The sequence below is a fragment of the Chitinophagales bacterium genome (genome assembly GCA_020636535.1).
Classification (GTDB): Bacteria; Bacteroidota; Bacteroidia; order Chitinophagales; family JADIYW01; genus JADJSS01.
In genome coordinates this window covers 62,266-79,147 of sequence record JACJXT010000013.1, presented here as the reverse complement: position 1 = coordinate 79,147, position 16,882 = coordinate 62,266, and the positions used below count along the sequence as shown (strand labels likewise).

The 16,882-nt window shown below is 30.7% G+C and carries 14 protein-coding genes; 9 read left to right on the top strand and 5 right to left on the bottom strand.

Annotation, left to right across the window (positions count from 1 at the left end):
* Positions 1-59: 59 nt before the first annotated feature.
* Positions 60-842 carry a hypothetical protein gene (locus H6553_12490; GenBank protein ID MCB9034650.1) on the bottom strand — a complete coding sequence of 261 codons (783 nt, stop codon included), beginning with the start codon at positions 840-842 and terminating at the stop codon, positions 60-62.
* Between the two features lie 81 nt (positions 843-923).
* Here H6553_12490 and H6553_12485 point away from each other — a divergent pair, with 81 nt between their 5' ends.
* Together H6553_12485 and H6553_12480 are read left to right on the top strand one after the other, a co-directional pair.
* A complete protein-coding gene (locus tag H6553_12485) occupies positions 924-1,487 on the top strand; it encodes an RNA polymerase sigma factor (GenBank protein ID MCB9034649.1) in 564 nt (187 codons plus the stop codon).
* Positions 1,459-2,253: a hypothetical protein gene (locus H6553_12480; GenBank protein ID MCB9034648.1), complete on the top strand. Its 795-nt coding sequence runs from the start codon at positions 1,459-1,461 to the stop codon at positions 2,251-2,253. The genes H6553_12485 and H6553_12480 overlap by 29 nt, the downstream gene beginning before the upstream one ends.
* Before the next feature lie 16 nt (positions 2,254-2,269).
* On the opposite strand, the gene H6553_12475 is transcribed toward H6553_12480, so the two are convergent.
* The 3 genes from H6553_12475 to H6553_12465 all read right to left on the bottom strand — a co-directional run bounded on the left by H6553_12475 (position 2,270) and on the right by H6553_12465 (position 3,964).
* The gene (locus tag H6553_12475; protein MCB9034647.1) at positions 2,270-2,731 is read right to left on the bottom strand and encodes a hemerythrin domain-containing protein; all 462 of its coding nucleotides are present in this window, start codon (positions 2,729-2,731) and stop codon (positions 2,270-2,272) included.
* A complete protein-coding gene (gene ric, locus H6553_12470) occupies positions 2,724-3,443 on the bottom strand; it encodes an iron-sulfur cluster repair di-iron protein (GenBank protein MCB9034646.1) in 720 nt (239 codons plus the stop codon). The genes H6553_12475 and ric overlap by 8 nt, the downstream gene beginning before the upstream one ends.
* Positions 3,444-3,529: 86 nt before the next feature.
* Positions 3,530-3,964: an Rrf2 family transcriptional regulator gene (locus H6553_12465; GenBank protein ID MCB9034645.1), complete on the bottom strand. Its 435-nt coding sequence runs from the start codon at positions 3,962-3,964 to the stop codon at positions 3,530-3,532.
* Between the two features lie 202 nt (positions 3,965-4,166).
* Here H6553_12465 and H6553_12460 point away from each other — a divergent pair, with 202 nt between their 5' ends.
* Entirely contained in the window at positions 4,167-4,769 is a 603-nt protein-coding gene (locus tag H6553_12460; GenBank protein MCB9034644.1) for a nitroreductase family protein, read from the top strand.
* Positions 4,770-4,859: 90 nt separating this feature from the next.
* Here the strand turns inward: H6553_12460 and H6553_12455 are convergent, their stop codons facing one another.
* Positions 4,860-5,975 carry a class I SAM-dependent RNA methyltransferase gene (locus tag H6553_12455; protein ID MCB9034643.1) on the bottom strand — a complete coding sequence of 372 codons (1,116 nt, stop codon included), beginning with the start codon at positions 5,973-5,975 and terminating at the stop codon, positions 4,860-4,862.
* A 66-nt stretch (positions 5,976-6,041) separates the two neighbouring features.
* Here H6553_12455 and H6553_12450 point away from each other — a divergent pair, with 66 nt between their 5' ends.
* From H6553_12450 to H6553_12425, 6 genes are all read left to right on the top strand, one after another.
* A complete protein-coding gene (locus H6553_12450) occupies positions 6,042-6,791 on the top strand; it encodes a hypothetical protein (protein ID MCB9034642.1) in 750 nt (249 codons plus the stop codon).
* Positions 6,792-6,794: 3 nt separating this feature from the next.
* A complete protein-coding gene (locus H6553_12445; GenBank protein MCB9034641.1) occupies positions 6,795-8,399 on the top strand; it encodes an NAD(P)/FAD-dependent oxidoreductase in 1,605 nt (534 codons plus the stop codon).
* A gap of 4 nt (positions 8,400-8,403) precedes the next feature.
* Positions 8,404-9,150 carry a subclass B1 metallo-beta-lactamase gene (bla, locus tag H6553_12440; GenBank protein ID MCB9034640.1) on the top strand — a complete coding sequence of 249 codons (747 nt, stop codon included), beginning with the start codon at positions 8,404-8,406 and terminating at the stop codon, positions 9,148-9,150.
* Positions 9,151-9,244: 94 nt separating this feature from the next.
* On the top strand, positions 9,245-9,892 hold the full coding sequence (locus tag H6553_12435; GenBank protein ID MCB9034639.1) for a CPBP family intramembrane metalloprotease: 648 nt from the start codon (positions 9,245-9,247) through the stop codon (positions 9,890-9,892).
* 138 nt (positions 9,893-10,030) lie between these two features.
* Positions 10,031-12,811 carry a leucine--tRNA ligase gene (locus H6553_12430; protein ID MCB9034638.1) on the top strand — a complete coding sequence of 927 codons (2,781 nt, stop codon included), beginning with the start codon at positions 10,031-10,033 and terminating at the stop codon, positions 12,809-12,811.
* 41 nt (positions 12,812-12,852) lie between these two features.
* Positions 12,853-16,851, top strand: coding sequence for a M36 family metallopeptidase (locus H6553_12425; GenBank protein ID MCB9034637.1), 3,999 nt, complete (start codon positions 12,853-12,855; stop codon positions 16,849-16,851).
* The last annotated feature ends 31 nt before the right edge of the window (positions 16,852-16,882 follow it).

Sequence of the window (16,882 nt, the reverse complement as noted above, 5' to 3'; positions counted from 1 at the left end):
TTTGAATGTGCAGTGCTGAACACTATCAAAATTTAAAACCTTAACAATGCTTAGATATTTTAATTTTTCTGCTGTTGTTGTTGATGGATAAATTCTATATCGTCGAGTGCTGGTGGATAAACTTCTTTTTTTATCCAATTGCTTTTATCTGCTCTATAATATTTATATAGTTTTTTAATACTTACAGCTAAATCGTAATCGCTAACATTTTGCATAAATTCGTAAGGTAAATTCATATATGATATAAAATTATCATAATCGTTTTCTGGTAAATCAATTATATTATAATTGTTGTATAATCTAAACAACTCTTTTAAAACTATTCTTTTGGCTTCTTCGGTTTCTAATTTAGCAACTAAAGCTTTTTCTTTTTCTTTCTTAGAAATCAATTGATATAAATAAGACAATGGATTCATGAGTGGTTTAGCATCTGGATGTAAACGATAGTCTGGCTCTGCAATTTTATTAATTTCTTTTCTAATTTGTTGATGTGATTTAATGGCACTAATTTGAACTTCGGTCAACTCAATAGGTACTCTTGGCATTTCTATTTTTAGAAAATAGTCTTTCTTAGATAATGAATCTTTTAAACTAATAATTTGAGTAACATAACCTCGTTTTAATAAAATCAAGGAATCTGTTTTTAATAATTGCGTAGTAAATTTTCCTTCTTTATCAGATGAAAATCCAAACTGTATTCTACGATTAGCAACATCTACAAAAGGTATTACAAAACCGTTTTCGTCTTTAATTTCAACATGAATAGTAACTGTATTTTGTGCTATTAATCCACAAATGGAGAAAACAAGTATATAAATAAGTGCTACTACCTTTTTAAACATCACTCAAAACTATTAAATTTATACGCTAAGGAATGATTAGATTTGTTAATTAATGTTTGTTTATAATTTATTGATAATGGTATGAGTACGCAATCTTTAGACGATTTAGCTTTGGTTAGTGCTTTTAAGCAAACTAAAGACCAACAGTATTTGGCAGTGTTGTATAATAGATACCACTTATTTGTATTTGGTTTGTGCTACAAAATGACACAAGATACCAATGATGCCAAAGATTTAACTAGCGAAATTTTTATGCATGTAATGGAAAAATTACCAGATGCAACTATTAGTTTCTTTAAAAGTTGGTTGTATAGTGTAAGCAAAAACTATATTTATTCTGAATTACGCAAGAAAAATAAGATAGTTGAATCATTAGAAGAAAAAAATTGGGAAGAATTTATGGAATTTGATGAAGAACTGCGTCTTAATATCAAAGAACAAAATGTAACACTATTAGAACAAGCATTGAGCAACTTAAAACCAGAACAAAGAGCGTGTATAGAACGCTTTTATTTACAAGACCAAAGCTATAACGAGGTTGCTTTACACACAGGATACGATATTAACAAGGTAAAAAGTTACATTCAGAACGGTAAAAGAAATTTGAAAATTTATTTTGAACAAAATCAAAACCATGATGAATAAAACGATTATACAGTATGTCAATGGCGAAATGACTGAGCTTGAACGCAATGCTTTTGAAAAAAAGATGGAAGCTGACCCATTTTTAAAAGAAGCTGTTGAAGGTTATTTGCTAATGAAAGCCAACGGAGAAAATATTGAAGCACTCATTAATGATGTTGGTGCTAGCAATCCGTTTACCACTACATCAAAGAAAACAAGCATTATACAAATGCCTATTTTTAAAATTGTAGCAATTGCTGCTACTGTTTTAGCTATTTTATTTGTAACACTTCAGGTGTTTCAGAAAGAAAGATTGCTACAACACGACAAAGTATTTAAAGCATACTTTAAACCTTTAACCAATCCTGATGGTAAAATAAGAACTGCTGAAGATGATAGTTTAGTTGATAAGACTACTAGTACTCAAGCAATAGAAAAAAAAGCGATTGATTTCTACGAAAAGGAAAATTTTAAGAAAGCCATCTATTTTTATAAAGAATTAGTAGAGCAAGATTCGTTGAATGCAAAACACAATTTATTTTTAGGCATTAGTTATCTTGCTAATTATCAAACAAAAAATGCTATTAAAACTTTAGAAAAAGATTTTGCTACTGATGATTTTAAAGACGATAGAATTTGGTATTTAGCTTTGGCGTATATTAAAAACAATCAATTAGATGATGCTAAACCATTGCTACAAACACTAGCTACCAATGATTCGTATTATAGTAGCAATGCTACATCAATTTTAGATGATATTACTACAAGTACTGCACAGAAAAATTAATTGCTGTACAGTTACTCTATCTCCAAAATTCGTCTTCCCAATTATCAATAATAGCATCATGATGATTTGCTGCTAATGATTGCAAGTCTTCTTCGTTAGCATGTTCTTGAATAAAAGCAAATAATTTTCTTTCTTCAAATCGTATGTGTGCTACAATTGCAGTATCTATTTGAGCTAAGCTTTCTTTTAAATCGTTTGTATTGGTTAAAAACAAATCTTGTATTGTGTTATGTTCATTAATTGTTTGTTGATACAAAGGATTTTTTTCGTCTAGTAAAGGCAAAATATATTGTTCTTCATGTTCAAAATGTGCTTGAAGATAATTCGTCCAAAACCAATCGGCGTACAACTTTATTCTTTTAGTTGCTATTTCTTTTCTTAATCCTTCTCTAATTTTCCAACAAAACAATAGCGTATGATGATGTTCTCTGCTTACTGCTTGTAATGCAATATGTCTTTTGAGAGGAACTTTAGACATTTTGTAAGCGTTTTTCTGCATTAATTGCTCTAGGAAAAAGAATATTATTTTCTAAATGAATGTGCATATGCAAATCGTCTTCAAATTCTTTAAGCAAAGCATAAGTTACTCTATAAGTATTACAAGCATCGTTTGGTGCTGTGTAATTACTACTTAATTCAGCAATTTTTCTAAATCGTTCACCTTCAATATTATGCTCGTGTTCCATCATGTGTATTGGATTTTCAACACTTCCAAAAGGAGCTTGTTCATTTAATTGTTGTTTTGCTAATTTGTTGATGTATGGAAACAAAATCAGCTCTTCTTTCTTCATATGTGCTGTTAAATCTTGAGCAGAAGCAATAAATAAATCATAAATTTCATATAATTCTGGATGATGATTGCCATGTACACTGCTTACTTTTTTTAGATATGGTATAATTTCTTCAATTTTTTGTTCTACATATCTATGATGTTTCTTTACAATATAGTCTACCAACAAATCCATGTCCCAAGCATTAAAATCTATATTAGCGTTATTGTCAGTACTATTGATAATTTGATTAAGTGTAAGTAAAACTTCGTCGGTATTTTTATTGGCTTTTTCACAAGCACTAGCAATTGATTTATTGCCATTACAACAAAAATCTATTTTATTAGCTTTAAAAATAGCTGCTGTTTTGTAGTTGTTTGCTACTACTTCTCCTACGATATTGTCTTTTGTAATTTCCATGATATATTATTTAGATGTTTTGTAATTATTTCATTTTTATGCTAGTTTATATCGGACAAATTTATCCGATATAAAGATAAAAAAAACTATTGTTTTAAACAAGCAATACCAAATTCTATTTCATTGGCTAAGTTATTAACTGTTGTTTTTTCTAACATTTCTTTTAAATCACTTCTAATTGTTTTAAACTGATTATGAATAGGACACGGTTTTTTATCGCTACAGTTTTCAAAACCTAAAGCACAACCATTATAAATTTGGTCGCCATCTATCGCCGTAACAATTTGTAATATATTGATAGGTTTCTTGTCTTGTTCCAAAATAGAATAACCACCATTTGGTCCTTTTGCAGAATTGATAATTTGCTCTTTTGCTAATGATTGTAAGATTTTTGCAGTAAAAGCAACAGGCGAATTAATTGCTTTAGCAACATCTTTTAAACTTACCACTATATTGTTTTTAGATTGAGTAGAAATATAGATTGTTGCTTTTATTCCGTATTCACAAGCTTTAGAAAACATTGTTTTGTAATTATAAATGCGAAGTTAGTTAATTCTTTTATACTACAATTGTTATGTTTATTTAAATATCTGTTTAATTCAGCTATAAGGTTATTATTTATTGTAATGTATTATATTATATTAATAATATAGGTAAAGTATAAAAGAAAAACTTTAGACACTGGAATTATATGATGCTATTGTTTAACTTTAATAAAAAAACATGCAATTTATAGATTTAGCTAAAAAAAGATATGCTACTAAAAAATATAATAAAGATTATATTATAGATAAGGATAAAATTGAAGACTTAAAAGAAATTCTGAGATTATGTCCGTCTTCAATTAATGCACAACCTTGGCGATTTTATTTTGTTACTGATGAAGTTGTAAAAGCTAAATTGGCAACAGTGTCATTACACAACGAACATAAAATAAAAGATTGTAATTTGTTGATAGTATTTACAGTACAACACGATTTAGCTGATTTTGGAAATTTTGTAAAAGAACAACTTGGAGAAGTTGCAACAGAGAAATTTAAAGTAGCTCAACAAAATTTAAGTACAGAACAGATTATAGGTTGGATGACACATCAAGTATATATTGCTTTAGGTTTTTGTTTAAGTGCTTGTATTAGCATGGATTTAGATGCCACGCCAATGGAAGGTATTGAACACTTACCTTATAAAGCAATTTTAAATTCTGGAACTTACTTTCCGCAGTTTGCTGTAGCAGTTGGACAACATGATACTGATGACTTTAATCATCCATCTGTAAAACCCAAAACTAGAAGAAACCAAGAAGATGTAATTATAAGTATTGAATAGTTTGTTATACTTTTATTTATAAATAGACTATAGGTATCATTACAATCTCGTGTGAAGTCTAAACAAAATAGAATAATCTAAATTATGCTATTAATAAATATCATACAACTGAAATTTACAAGGAAGTTTACCATTATATACTTCAATTTTCTTAGATGGTTTTAGTCCGATGTATTTCAACGCTTCAAAGTTTGAAGAAATAATTCCACAAGTATAACCTTGATATTTGTTTTTAAAAGCATCGCCAATTTTTTTGTAGAGTTCATTAATTTCTTTTGTTCTCATTCTTTCACCATACGGTGGATTGATAATACAAACGCCTTTCGTTTTTGGTACAGTATAAGTAAAGAAATTAGCATTGGTAATTCTAACTTTATTTTGAAGATTTGCAGCAATTAAATTTTTATCAGCTAATAGTAAATTTTTAAAATCACTTTCAATACCAATTAGCTTAGTAGGTATATTTTCTTTTATAGTATATAATTTTGTTTGATGAAATAAACTATCGTCAAAGTCTTTCCAATGTTTAAAAGCAAAATCGTTTCGTTCCATATTTGGCGGAATATCATAAGCCATAAATGCAGCTTCGCAAAGTATAGTAGCACTTCCACACATACCATCTATAAATGTATCTTCTTTATTCCAATTACTCAAAGCAATCAAACCAGCAGCCAACACTTCATTTATTGGTGCTTGGTGTTGCGATTGTCGATAACCTCTTTTGTGCAAACTCTTTCCAGAAGCATCTAAAGCAATAGTAATTCTTTCATTATATATGTGTAAATGCAATGGAATATCAGGATTTTCGGTATCAATGTTTGGTCTTGCATTTGCAGCTTTTCTAAAATAGTCACAAATAGCATCTTTCATTTTTAAAGAAGCAAACTTAGAGTGTTTAAAATATGGCGACTGCACCGTAAAGTCTATAGTAAATGTTTGATTAATATTAAATATATTATTCCAATTAAAATTATAAATTTCTTTATAAAAATTATCAATATCGTTACTAGTGAATTCTAATATAGGAATCAATGTTTTAAGTGTAAATCTGCTTCGTAAATTTATCGTATATAATAACTGTTGATTATATTCACAAGCAACTGCTCTTTTTAGTTTTCTAATGTTTAAAGCACCAAATTGCTGTAATTCATCAGCTAAAATAGTTTCTAATCCAAAAAAAGTTTTACAAATTATTTGTTTTTTCATGTATCAACAACAAAGGTATTATAATATAGCAATTTTTGCTTATATTGAACATCAAAATTAATAGCTTTGAGTAAGTCTATTGAACAACAAAAATTACTGCGAGTCCTAAATGCTACCGAAAAAGAATTAGCATTCATTGATAAATTAAACGAAGCTGAAATTGAAAATCTGCGTTTAAAAACAAGTGAGCAGATAGAATTAAATCAGTCAGAGCTTTGGGAAAGATTTGCAAAAGTAGCTAAGTTCATGCCAAATTTTGTCAATGCAAAAGTAGCCGAAACCATTTTAGGAGCAATGATTACAGCCAACTTGAGTTATTACATTCCAGTAAAAGATGCAGTTGCAGTACTACAATATTTGTCTATCAATTTTTTGGTAGAAGTCACCGAACACATCATTCCAGAAAAATGTCCAGCATTAATCAATGCTATTTCTATTAAAATTTTAAGCAAAGTAACCAAGCAATTAATTGCTCAAAAAAAGTTTTTTACAGCGGCAGCTTTTGTCGATGTTTGTGATTTAGATAAGATTATGATTTTATCGAACGATATACATCGAGAAGAAGATTTAATTGCAATATCTAAATTTGTAGAAAATAAAAAAGCCATTGCTAAAATTGTAGAGCGATTTGACAATAAAAGGTTAGAAAAAATAATATTAAAAGCATATGAAATTAATGAGCAAGAAGAGTTATTTATTGTTTTTGTTGAATTAAATTCCAATGCTATTCAAAAGGTGTTGTTCGTTATTCAACAAATGCACAGCGATAATCAAACAATGATATTAAAAGATTTTGAAAGCAGAATACAACGATAATTTATGAACGACTTATTTGAATCGTACAAAAAAAGACCTAAACTAGATACACATTATGATGCTATTTGTATTGGTTCTGGCTTAGGAAGTTTATGTACTGCTTCTTTATTAGCAAGAGCAGGAAAAAAAGTTTTGGTTTGTGAAAAACACTATACTCCAGGTGGTTATACACATGTATATACCAGAAATGACTATGAATGGGATGTTGGTATTCATTATGTTGGAGATATGGACAGAAAAGGTTCTTTGTTAAGAAAAGTTTTTACACATATTACAGATGATAATTTAAAGTGGGCAGATATGGGTGAAGTCTACGATAGAATTATAGTTGAAGGAAAAACATATAATTTTGTAAAAGGATTACAGAATTGGAAAAAACAAATGAAGTTGTATTTTCCTACAACAGAAGATGCTCAAACTATAGATAAATATGTAGAATTACTATTTGATGTAAACAAAACATCAAAAGGGCATTATATGAAAAAAGCATTACCAGATTTCGTTAACTTTTTTGTTGGTGGATTTATGGGCAATGCGTATAAAAAATATTATCAACAAACTACTAAACAAGTACTCGATAGCATTAGCAATAATGATACACTTAAAGCAGTACTAACAGCACAATTCGGCGATTATGGTATGCCTCCAGCAGAAAGTAGTTTTGTAATTCATGCAGCTGTTGCTCTACATTATATGAATGGCGGATTTTATCCAGAAGGTGGCTCTGAAGAAATTTTTAACACCATAGCACCAAGCATCATCAATGCTGGTGGAAAAATAATTATAAGTGCAGCTGTCGACAAAATTGTAGTAGAAAATGGAAAAGCGACTGGTATTAAAATGGCAGATGGTAAAATAATTTCAGCAGATGCAATTATAAGTGGCGTAGGTGCACATCTTACTTTCAATAAATTATTAAATGATACTAATAAAAAGTATATTTCATTTTTAGATGATTTAAACCAAGTACAACCATCATTTGGTCATTTTAGTTTATACATTGGATTGCAACATACAGCAGAAGAACTGAACTTACCCAAAGCCAATTATTGGTATTATCCAAATGGAACTAACCACGACGCTGCTATCAATAATTTTACAACTGATTATAAAAATGAATTTCCTGTAGTGTATATATCTTTTCCTTCGGCGAAAAATCCAAAATTTAATGAGAAATATCCAGGTAGAGCTACTATAGAAATAATTTCTATGGCAAAGTACGAATGGTTTGAACAATGGGAAAATACTCGATGGAAAAAAAGAGGTGAAGACTATGAAACATTTAAAGAATACTTTGCTCAAAGATTATTAAATCACTTATATCATTTAGAACCACAATTAAAAGGCAAAATAGATTTCTACGAACTCTCTACACCATTAAGCACTAAGAATTTTTGTAATTACGAAAAAGGAGAAATTTATGGTTTAGATCATCCACCAGAAAGATTTGAAAAAAAATATCTACGACCTAAAACACCTATTAAAAGTTTATATTTAACAGGACAAGATATTGTAACAGTTGGTATTGGTGGAGCATTAATGAGTGGTGTGCTTACAGCGTCTGCGGTTACCAATAAAAATCTACTAGCCGAAATATTAAAACAATAGTATAATGAATAAAATATCATTATTATTAATTATAGTAGCACTAATATCTAGTTGTAGCAGAAAAATGTCGTCAAATCATGCTAAAGCAATTTATAAAAGTGAAGATTTAATTATTACTCAAGTTTCACCAAATGTATTCATTCATACTACTTATTTACAAACCGAAAGTTTTGGCAATGTTCCTTGTAATGGAATGATAGTTACTAGTGAAAACGAAGCTATAGTTTTTGATACGCCTACAAATAATGAAAATTCAGAAGAGTTAATTTCTTGGATAAACAACAAACTACATTGCAAAATTAAAGCAGTTGTGGCTACACATTTTCATACAGATTGTTTAGGAGGTTTACAAACCTTTTATAATCATGGCGTAGCAGCTTATGCTAATAATAAAACGATAGATTTTGCTAAAAATAACAACGAATCAGTATTACCAAATCATACATTTTCAAATCACATAATATTAAATGTAGGCAATGATTCCGTAATCGTTACATTTTTTGGTGAAGGACATACCAAAGACAATGTAGTCGCTTATTTTCCAAAAGAGGAAATTTTATTTGGAGGATGTCTAGTAAAAGAGTTAAATGCTAGCAAAGGTTATCTAGGAGATGCCAATGTCGACGATTGGTCAGCTACAGTAGAAAAAATAAAAACGACTTATCCAAATTTAAAAACAGTCATTCCAGGTCATGGAAAATATGGCAACACCAAACTACTAGATTATACCATTGAGTTATTTAAGAAATAATTTATAATATATAATTGTACACAATAATTATATTCTCTGCGAATGTCTGCGTTGTCTGCGAGAAATATTTGCTATTTTTTATTAGCTTTATAATATGAATTTAAATAAAGCAGAATTAATTATAACTATATTAGCTTTAGTTTTAATTATTGCTATTCCGCAATATGGTGTCATTGCTGCATTTGTTATAGTAATTGCTTACTTAAAACGAAATAAATTATTTGCTACTATTGGATTACAAAAACCTGAAAATATAATTTCTAAAATAATAACTTGTGCTTTAATGGGTGTAGCAATAGAGTTAATTGCAGAAACAGTTTTAAATCCATTAATAGAGAATATTACAGAATCTAAAATAGATTTATCTGCAGTAGATTTAAGTAGTGTTACTAGTTATCTGATTTGGATTGTAATTGGATTTGTGCTTGGTGGGTTACTAGAGGAAATTTTGTTTCGTGGTTTTCTAATTACTAGAATCTCTAAGATGATAAAAGACAATCAAATTTCAGATATTATTGCATTACTCATATCTTCTTCAGTATTTGGATTGTGTCATTTATATCAAGGTTGGAGTGGTGTTATTAGTACAGGCATTATTGGTTTGATTTTTGGAATTATTTTTCTTGCTTTTAAAAAGAATCTTTGGTATTCTATTTTAACACACGGATTTGTAAATCTAACTGGTTTAACAATTCTCTATTTTAATTACTACGATACTATTGAGAAATTAATATTTAAATAATTATAACTAAAATATCACTACTCATTACTCCACACTCACCACTACAAAACATTCTAACAAAACCATAAACTGTATATTTATTCATAGTTGCTACAATTAACTTACCTTTGCATTTTATTTTAACAAAGCTATTGCAACATGAACAACAATATTTTCAATGCTCAAGAAATAGACAAACAAGCCAATCAAATTTGGGACGCTCAAAATGTCTATCAAGTCGAAATCAATCACAACAAACCTAAATACTATGTGTTAGATATGTTTCCATATCCAAGTGGAGCTGGTTTGCATGTTGGTCATCCATTAGGTTATGTTTTTTCTGATATTCAAGCAAGGTATAAAAGAATGCAAGGATTTAATGTTTTGCATCCAATGGGTTTCGATGCATTTGGTTTGCCAGCAGAGCAATATGCTATTCAAACAGGTCAGCATCCTGCAATTACTACGAAAAAAAATATCGAGACTTTCAAAAAACAATTAGCTAAAATTGGTTTTTCTTTCGATTGGTCGAGAGAAGTCATTACTTGCGATCCAAGTTACTATAAACATACACAATGGATTTTCCTGCAACTATTCAATGCTTGGTATGATAATAATGAGAATAAAGCCAAAAGTATTGATGAATTAAAAACAATATTTACTCAAAGTGGAAATACTACAATCAATGCTGCTTGTGGCGATGATAGTTTATATTTCACAGCAGAGGAATGGAACAACTACGATGCTTTGCAACAACAACAAGTTTTAATGCAATATCGTTTGGCATATCAGTCAGAAGCTATGGTAAATTGGTGTCCAGAGTTAGGAACTGTTTTAGCAAATGATGAAGTAGTAAATGGTGTTTCTGAAAGAGGTGGATTTCCAGTTATTCGTCAGAAAATGACACAATGGTTTCTACGAATTACAGCTTATGCAGATAGATTGTTACAAGGTTTAGATACACTTGATTGGAGTCACGCCATGAAAGAAATGCAACGCAACTGGATTGGTAAATCTAAAGGAGCTTCGGTTAAGTTTCCACTACAAAATCACGACGGAAACATAGAAGTCTTTACTACAAGAGTAGATACCATTTTTGGCGTTTCATTTTTGGTAATTGCACCAGAACATGAGTTAGTACAAAAAATCACTACCAACGAATATAAAAATGAAGTAGAAACTTATATTTTAAATACAAGTAAAAAATCAGATATAGAACGACAAGCAGAGGTTAAAGAATCGAACGGACAGTTTACTGGTGCTTTTGTGTTACATCCTTTTACGCAAGAAAAAATTCCTGTATATATTGCAGATTATGTTTTGGCTTCTTATGGAACTGGTGCTGTTATGGCTGTTCCAAGTGGCGATCAAAGAGATTTTTTGTTTGCTAAAAAATACAATTTGCCAATTATTCCAATTTTAGATGCACAGCAAAATTTAGAAGTAGAAGCTGATGCTACTAAAGAAGGAAAATACATCAATTCTGATTTTATTAATGGAATGGATTATCAAGCTGCTACAGATTTGCTAATTGCAAAACTAGAAGCATTGGGTTTAGGCAAAGGTAAAATTCAGTTTAAAATGCGAGATGCAGGTTATTCTCGTCAAAGATATTGGGGAGAACCTTTTCCTATTTACTACGATGAAAATGGACTGATTCATACAGTTGATAAATTACCAGTAGAATTGCCAGAAGTAAGTTCTTATAAACCAACAGGCACTGGAGAAAGTCCTTTGGCAAATGCTACAAAATGGGTACATCAATTCGGAGAAAATACGAGAATGGAAACCGATACTATGCCTGGTTATGCTGGAAGTTCTTGGTATTTCTTACGCTATATGGATGCACACAACAACAATGCTATTGCTAGTAAAGAGAGCTTAAATTATTGGCAATCGGTAGATTTTTATGTAGGAGGAAATGAACATGCAGTCGGTCATTTATTGTACAGTAGATTTTGGCATAAGTTCTTGTACGATTTAGGTATAGTGCCAACACAGGAGCCATTTCAAAAAATGGTCAATCAAGGAATGATACAAGGTAGAAGTTTGCTAACCAAAGATGGTCAGATTAATGGATTAGCTGCTGGTTTACATATTCCAATTGAATTAACACAAAACGATAAAATTTCTAAAGCTAATTTTGAAGAACTACAAACTAAAGACAATCGTTTTGAAAATATAGATTTGAATAAAGATGTCAATTGGGAAGAAAAAGATGGTGAACAATTTTTGACACTACAAGCACAAGTAGAAAAAATGAGCAAGTCATTACTTAATGTAGTCAATCCAGATGATATTATTAACGAATACGGAGCAGATACTTTTAGAATGTATGAAATGTTTTTAGGTCCAATAGATGCTTCAAAACCTTGGGATACTAATGGAATTTCTGGTGTGTATAATTTCTTAAGAAAATTCTGGCGTTTGTTTTTTGATGATGAAGGCAATCAAAAATATACTACGAATAAAGCAAGCGAAGAAGAATTAAAAATTGTACACAAGTGTATTAAAAAAATAACAGAAGATATAGAACGACTGTCATTCAATACTTGTATTTCTAGCTTTATGATTGCAGTAAATGATTACGGAAAAATCAAACAAGCCAATCAAGAAGCATTAGAGTTGTTGTTAAAGCTAATGTCGCCATTTGCACCACACATTACAGAAACACTGTGGCATAAAATCGGACATCAAGAAAGTATTGTCAATGCTACTTTTCCTATATGTGATGAATCATATTTAGTAGAAAACACCATTACTTATCCAGTGCAAATCAACGGAAAACTAAGAGCAAATATACAAGTAGATGCCAATGCAAGCAAAGAAGAAGTTGAAAAATTAGCACTAAACGATGAGCAAGTTTTAAAATACATCGAAAACAAAACACCAAAAAAAGTAATTGTAGTACCTAATAAAATTGTTAATATAGTACTATAATTGAGCTTTTTTCACTATTTTTAACAAGTAAATTATAATATATGATCAAAAGAATTTTACCTATCATTTTAGTTTTATTAGTAGGAGTTACTTTTTCTAAAGAAAGTACAAATATAGTTGCTACACTAAAACAAAATAAAGCTGTTTTAAATATATCAGATAAAGATATAGACAATCTAGTATTAGAAAGTAGTTTCACTGATGAGAGTACTGGTATAACACACTACTATTACAGTCAAACTTATAATGGTATAAAGTTGTATAATAGTCAGCTAAGTGTTCACATGAAAGATGGAAAAATAGTCTATTCAACACCAAGCCAAGTAAATGATTTAGCTACTCAAGCTACTCAAGTTAAAAGTGATGTTGTTACTGCAAAAAGTGCCATTCAATATTCAGCAAAAGCACTTGATAAAAAGAACATTGGAGAAATTAAGACAGTAAAGAAAAATTTAGAGTATCAACCAGTTGAAAACTTATCAAAGTATCCTGTTTATACAGAACAAATTTATTATTTCGATGATGCTAATAAATCACTAGTAAAAGCATGGAAAGTAAATGTGTTTAGTGATGATCATAATAATGTATGGAATATTCTCATTGATGCTTCTAATGGAAAAATAGTAGAAAAAATTGATCAAGTGGTTCATTGCTCTTTCCCCAAAGGATCATTTAAAAGTGCAGAGGATAATCACAGTAACCATTCACATACTTACAAAGTAATTAACTCAAACAATGCTACACAATCAGTAGCCAATCCAAATGCAGGTGCTTATAATGTATTTCCATATACAACAGAGTCACCAACATACGGACCAAGAGTTTTAATCTCTAATCCAGATAATGCAACTGCTTCACCATATGGTTGGCACGATACCAACGGAGCAACTGGAGCAGAATATACTATTACACGAGGAAACAACGCTTATGCCTATGTTGATGCTGATGATAATGATAGTCCAGACGCAAATTCATCTCCAGATGGAGGTGCAACGCTAACTTTTAATTACTCATTAAATTTTAATGCAGCAATGAATAGTGGAGATAATCAAAAAGCAGCAGTTACTAACTTATTTTATATGAATAATATCATGCATGATGTTTTCTATCAATATGGTTTTACAGAAGCTGCTGGTAATTTTCAATCAAATAATTATGGTAAAGGTGGACTTGGGAATGATTTTGTTTATGCTGAAGCCCAAGATGGTTATAGTTTAACTGAACCTAATATGGATAATGCTAACTTCTATACTTCTCCAGATGGAGTAAACTTTCCTTTTAACAGATCTAGAATGCAAATGTATATGTGGAATGGTACACCGCCTTCAACATTAACATATAATACACCATCTACAATAGCAGGAGATATTCCTCATGGTTCTCAATCAGATTGGGGTCCTTGCTCTTATAATATAACAGGTGCTGTTGCTAATGCTACAACCGCCGATTTAACTTATCCAGCTTCTTATGTATGTGGAGCAGTAAATAATTCATCAGAAATAAGTGGAAAGATAGCTTTAATAGATAGAGGTGGCTGTGATTTCTCTGCAAAAGTTTATGCTGTTCAGTTAGCAGGTGCAATTGGTGCCATTATAATTAACAGACAAACAGCTGGTGATTCTTTAATTGGTATGTCTGGTGGAACTAATGCTGGGAGTGTTACAATTCCTGCAGTTTTTGTAACTTATGCTGAAGGACAAAAACTTAGAGATAATTTAGCAACAGCAACAGTAACTTTGGTTAGAGAATCCAGTAATAATTGTTTAGATTTAGATGGGAGTTTAGATAATGGTATTATTGCTCACGAGTATGGTCATGGTATTTCTACAAGATTGACAGGCGGGGCTAGTTCTAATACTTGTCTAAATAATGCAGAACAAATGGGTGAAGGATGGAGTGATTTCTTTGCTTTGGCTTTAACTAAAAATCCTTCTGATAATAAATATACAGCAAGAGGTATTGGAAACTTTGCTAGTGGCTTAGAAGCTAATGGCGAAGGAATTAGAACTTATCCTTACTCTTATGATATGTCTATTGATCCATGGACATATGCAGATTTAGCTAGTATTGAACCTTATTCTGATGGTGCTACTCCAGTACATACTATTGGAGAAATTTGGGCATCGACATTATGGGATTTATATTGGAATTTAGTAGATCAATATGGTTATGATAATGACCTGTATAATGGTAATGGTGGAAATAATATTGCTATAAAATTGGTTATAGAAGGATTGAAATTACAACCTTGTAGACCTGGTTTTATTGATGGTAGAAATGCAATTCTTGCGGCCGACTCAATTTTATACGGTAAAGCAAATGAGTGTTTTATATGGCAAGCATTTGCTAGAAGAGGTATGGGTGCTAGTGCTTTGCAAGGTAGTAGCTCTAGTTATACTGATCAAACCGCAGCATTCGACTTACCAGCTGCTTGTAATTTAGATTTAACTGCTAATTTTGGTGCCAGTAAATTAATAGCTTGTGTAGGTGAAGCTATTTCATTCTCAGATTCTACAGTTGGATCGCCTACTAATTGGTTGTGGACATTTGGTGACGGTACAACTTCATCATCTAGCAATCCAACGCATGCTTATGCAAGTGCTGGTACATATAATGTTAAATTAGTAGTTACTAATAGTTCAGATGCAGATTCTATTGTAAAGTCTGCTTTTATAACTATTAATGCAAAGCCAGCTGTACTTGCTAGTGCAGATGTTGCTATTTGTCAAGGAGAATCAACTACATTAACAGCTAGTGGAGCAGTTAGTTATTTATGGACTAGTGGAGGTACTACAAACTCCGAAAATGTTCAACCAAGTGCAACAACTACATATTTTGTAACTGGTACTACTAATGGTTGTACTAATATAGATTCAGTAATTGTAACAGTTAAAGCAAAACCAGTAGTAAGTGTTAATAATGCTACTATATGTAGTGGTCAATCTGTTACTTTAACTGCAAGTGGTGCATCAACTTATAATTGGTCAACTGGTGCAGCTACAACTTCAATTTCCGTATCACCAACAAGTACTACAAGTTATAAAGTGGCAGGTTCTACAGATGGTTGTCCTTCTGATTCTGTTACAGCTACAGTTACTGTAACTACAACTGCACCTACTATTACTACTACGAGTAACGAAAGTGGTAACTTAATTTGTGTTGGTCAAAGTATCACACTTACAGCTTCTGGTGCTAATAACTATACATGGAGTACTGGTGAAACAACTAACTCAATTACAGTTTCACCAACAGCAGATTCAGTTTATACTGTAAGTGGCTCTCTAACTGGTTGTCCTACTTTAGTTGGCGATACTACAATTACTGTTTCAGTAAATACTACAATTCCAACTGTAACAGTTAATAGTCCTTTTATTTGTGCTGGTCAATCTACAACATTAACTGCAAGTGGTGCTACAACATACACTTGGAATACTTCTGAAACAGGAAATACCATTTCTGTTAATCCGAATACAAGTACTGCTTATGTAGTTACAGGTACTACTAATAAATGTAGTGGTACTGCTACAGCTACTGTTACAGTAAATGCATTACCAAGTGCTGGAACTATAACTGCAAATGTCACAAATGATACTATATTTATAAGTGGCGCAACTGGTTCAAATTACAATTGGTATTTAAATGACATTTATTATACTTCAACATCAACTACTAGTCTTCCAGTAGATACAGTTGGAATATTTACAGTAAAAATTTCAGATGGAACTTGTGAATCTGTATTTTCTAATTCAGTGGCTATTAATAATACACCAATCATCAATAATAAATTAGCAGTTGAATTTGCTATTATGCCAAATCCAAATAATGGTATTTTTGATATGTATTTAACCGTTGAAAAATCGACTAAATATCAGTTGGAAGTATATAATAGTATTGGTCAAGTATTTTTATCAGAACCAATTCAATTACAAGCGGGTAAAAATCATAAGCATATTAGTTTATCCAATATTGCAAAAGGTACATACTTTATTAAGTTGTCAAATGATGAAGGTGTTGCAACGCATACAATAGTAGTGCAATAATTCAAACAGCATATAAATTTGAAAGGGATAG

Coding starts and splice junctions, on each gene's coding strand:
- H6553_12490 (MCB9034650.1), bottom strand. CDS start 842: ATGTTTAAAAAGGTAGTAGCACTTATTTATATACTTGTTTTCTCCATT.
- H6553_12485 (MCB9034649.1), top strand. CDS start 924: ATGAGTACGCAATCTTTAGACGATTTAGCTTTGGTTAGTGCTTTTAAG.
- H6553_12475 (MCB9034647.1), bottom strand. CDS start 2,731: ATGTCTAAAGTTCCTCTCAAAAGACATATTGCATTACAAGCAGTAAGC.
- ric (MCB9034646.1), bottom strand. CDS start 3,443: ATGGAAATTACAAAAGACAATATCGTAGGAGAAGTAGTAGCAAACAAC.
- H6553_12465 (MCB9034645.1), bottom strand. CDS start 3,964: ATGTTTTCTAAAGCTTGTGAATACGGAATAAAAGCAACAATCTATATT.
- H6553_12460 (MCB9034644.1), top strand. CDS start 4,167: ATGCAATTTATAGATTTAGCTAAAAAAAGATATGCTACTAAAAAATAT.
- H6553_12455 (MCB9034643.1), bottom strand. CDS start 5,975: ATGAAAAAACAAATAATTTGTAAAACTTTTTTTGGATTAGAAACTATT.
- H6553_12445 (MCB9034641.1), top strand. CDS start 6,795: ATGAACGACTTATTTGAATCGTACAAAAAAAGACCTAAACTAGATACA.
- bla (MCB9034640.1), top strand. CDS start 8,404: ATGAATAAAATATCATTATTATTAATTATAGTAGCACTAATATCTAGT.
- H6553_12435 (MCB9034639.1), top strand. CDS start 9,245: ATGAATTTAAATAAAGCAGAATTAATTATAACTATATTAGCTTTAGTT.
- H6553_12430 (MCB9034638.1), top strand. CDS start 10,031: ATGAACAACAATATTTTCAATGCTCAAGAAATAGACAAACAAGCCAAT.
- H6553_12425 (MCB9034637.1), top strand. CDS start 12,853: ATGATCAAAAGAATTTTACCTATCATTTTAGTTTTATTAGTAGGAGTT.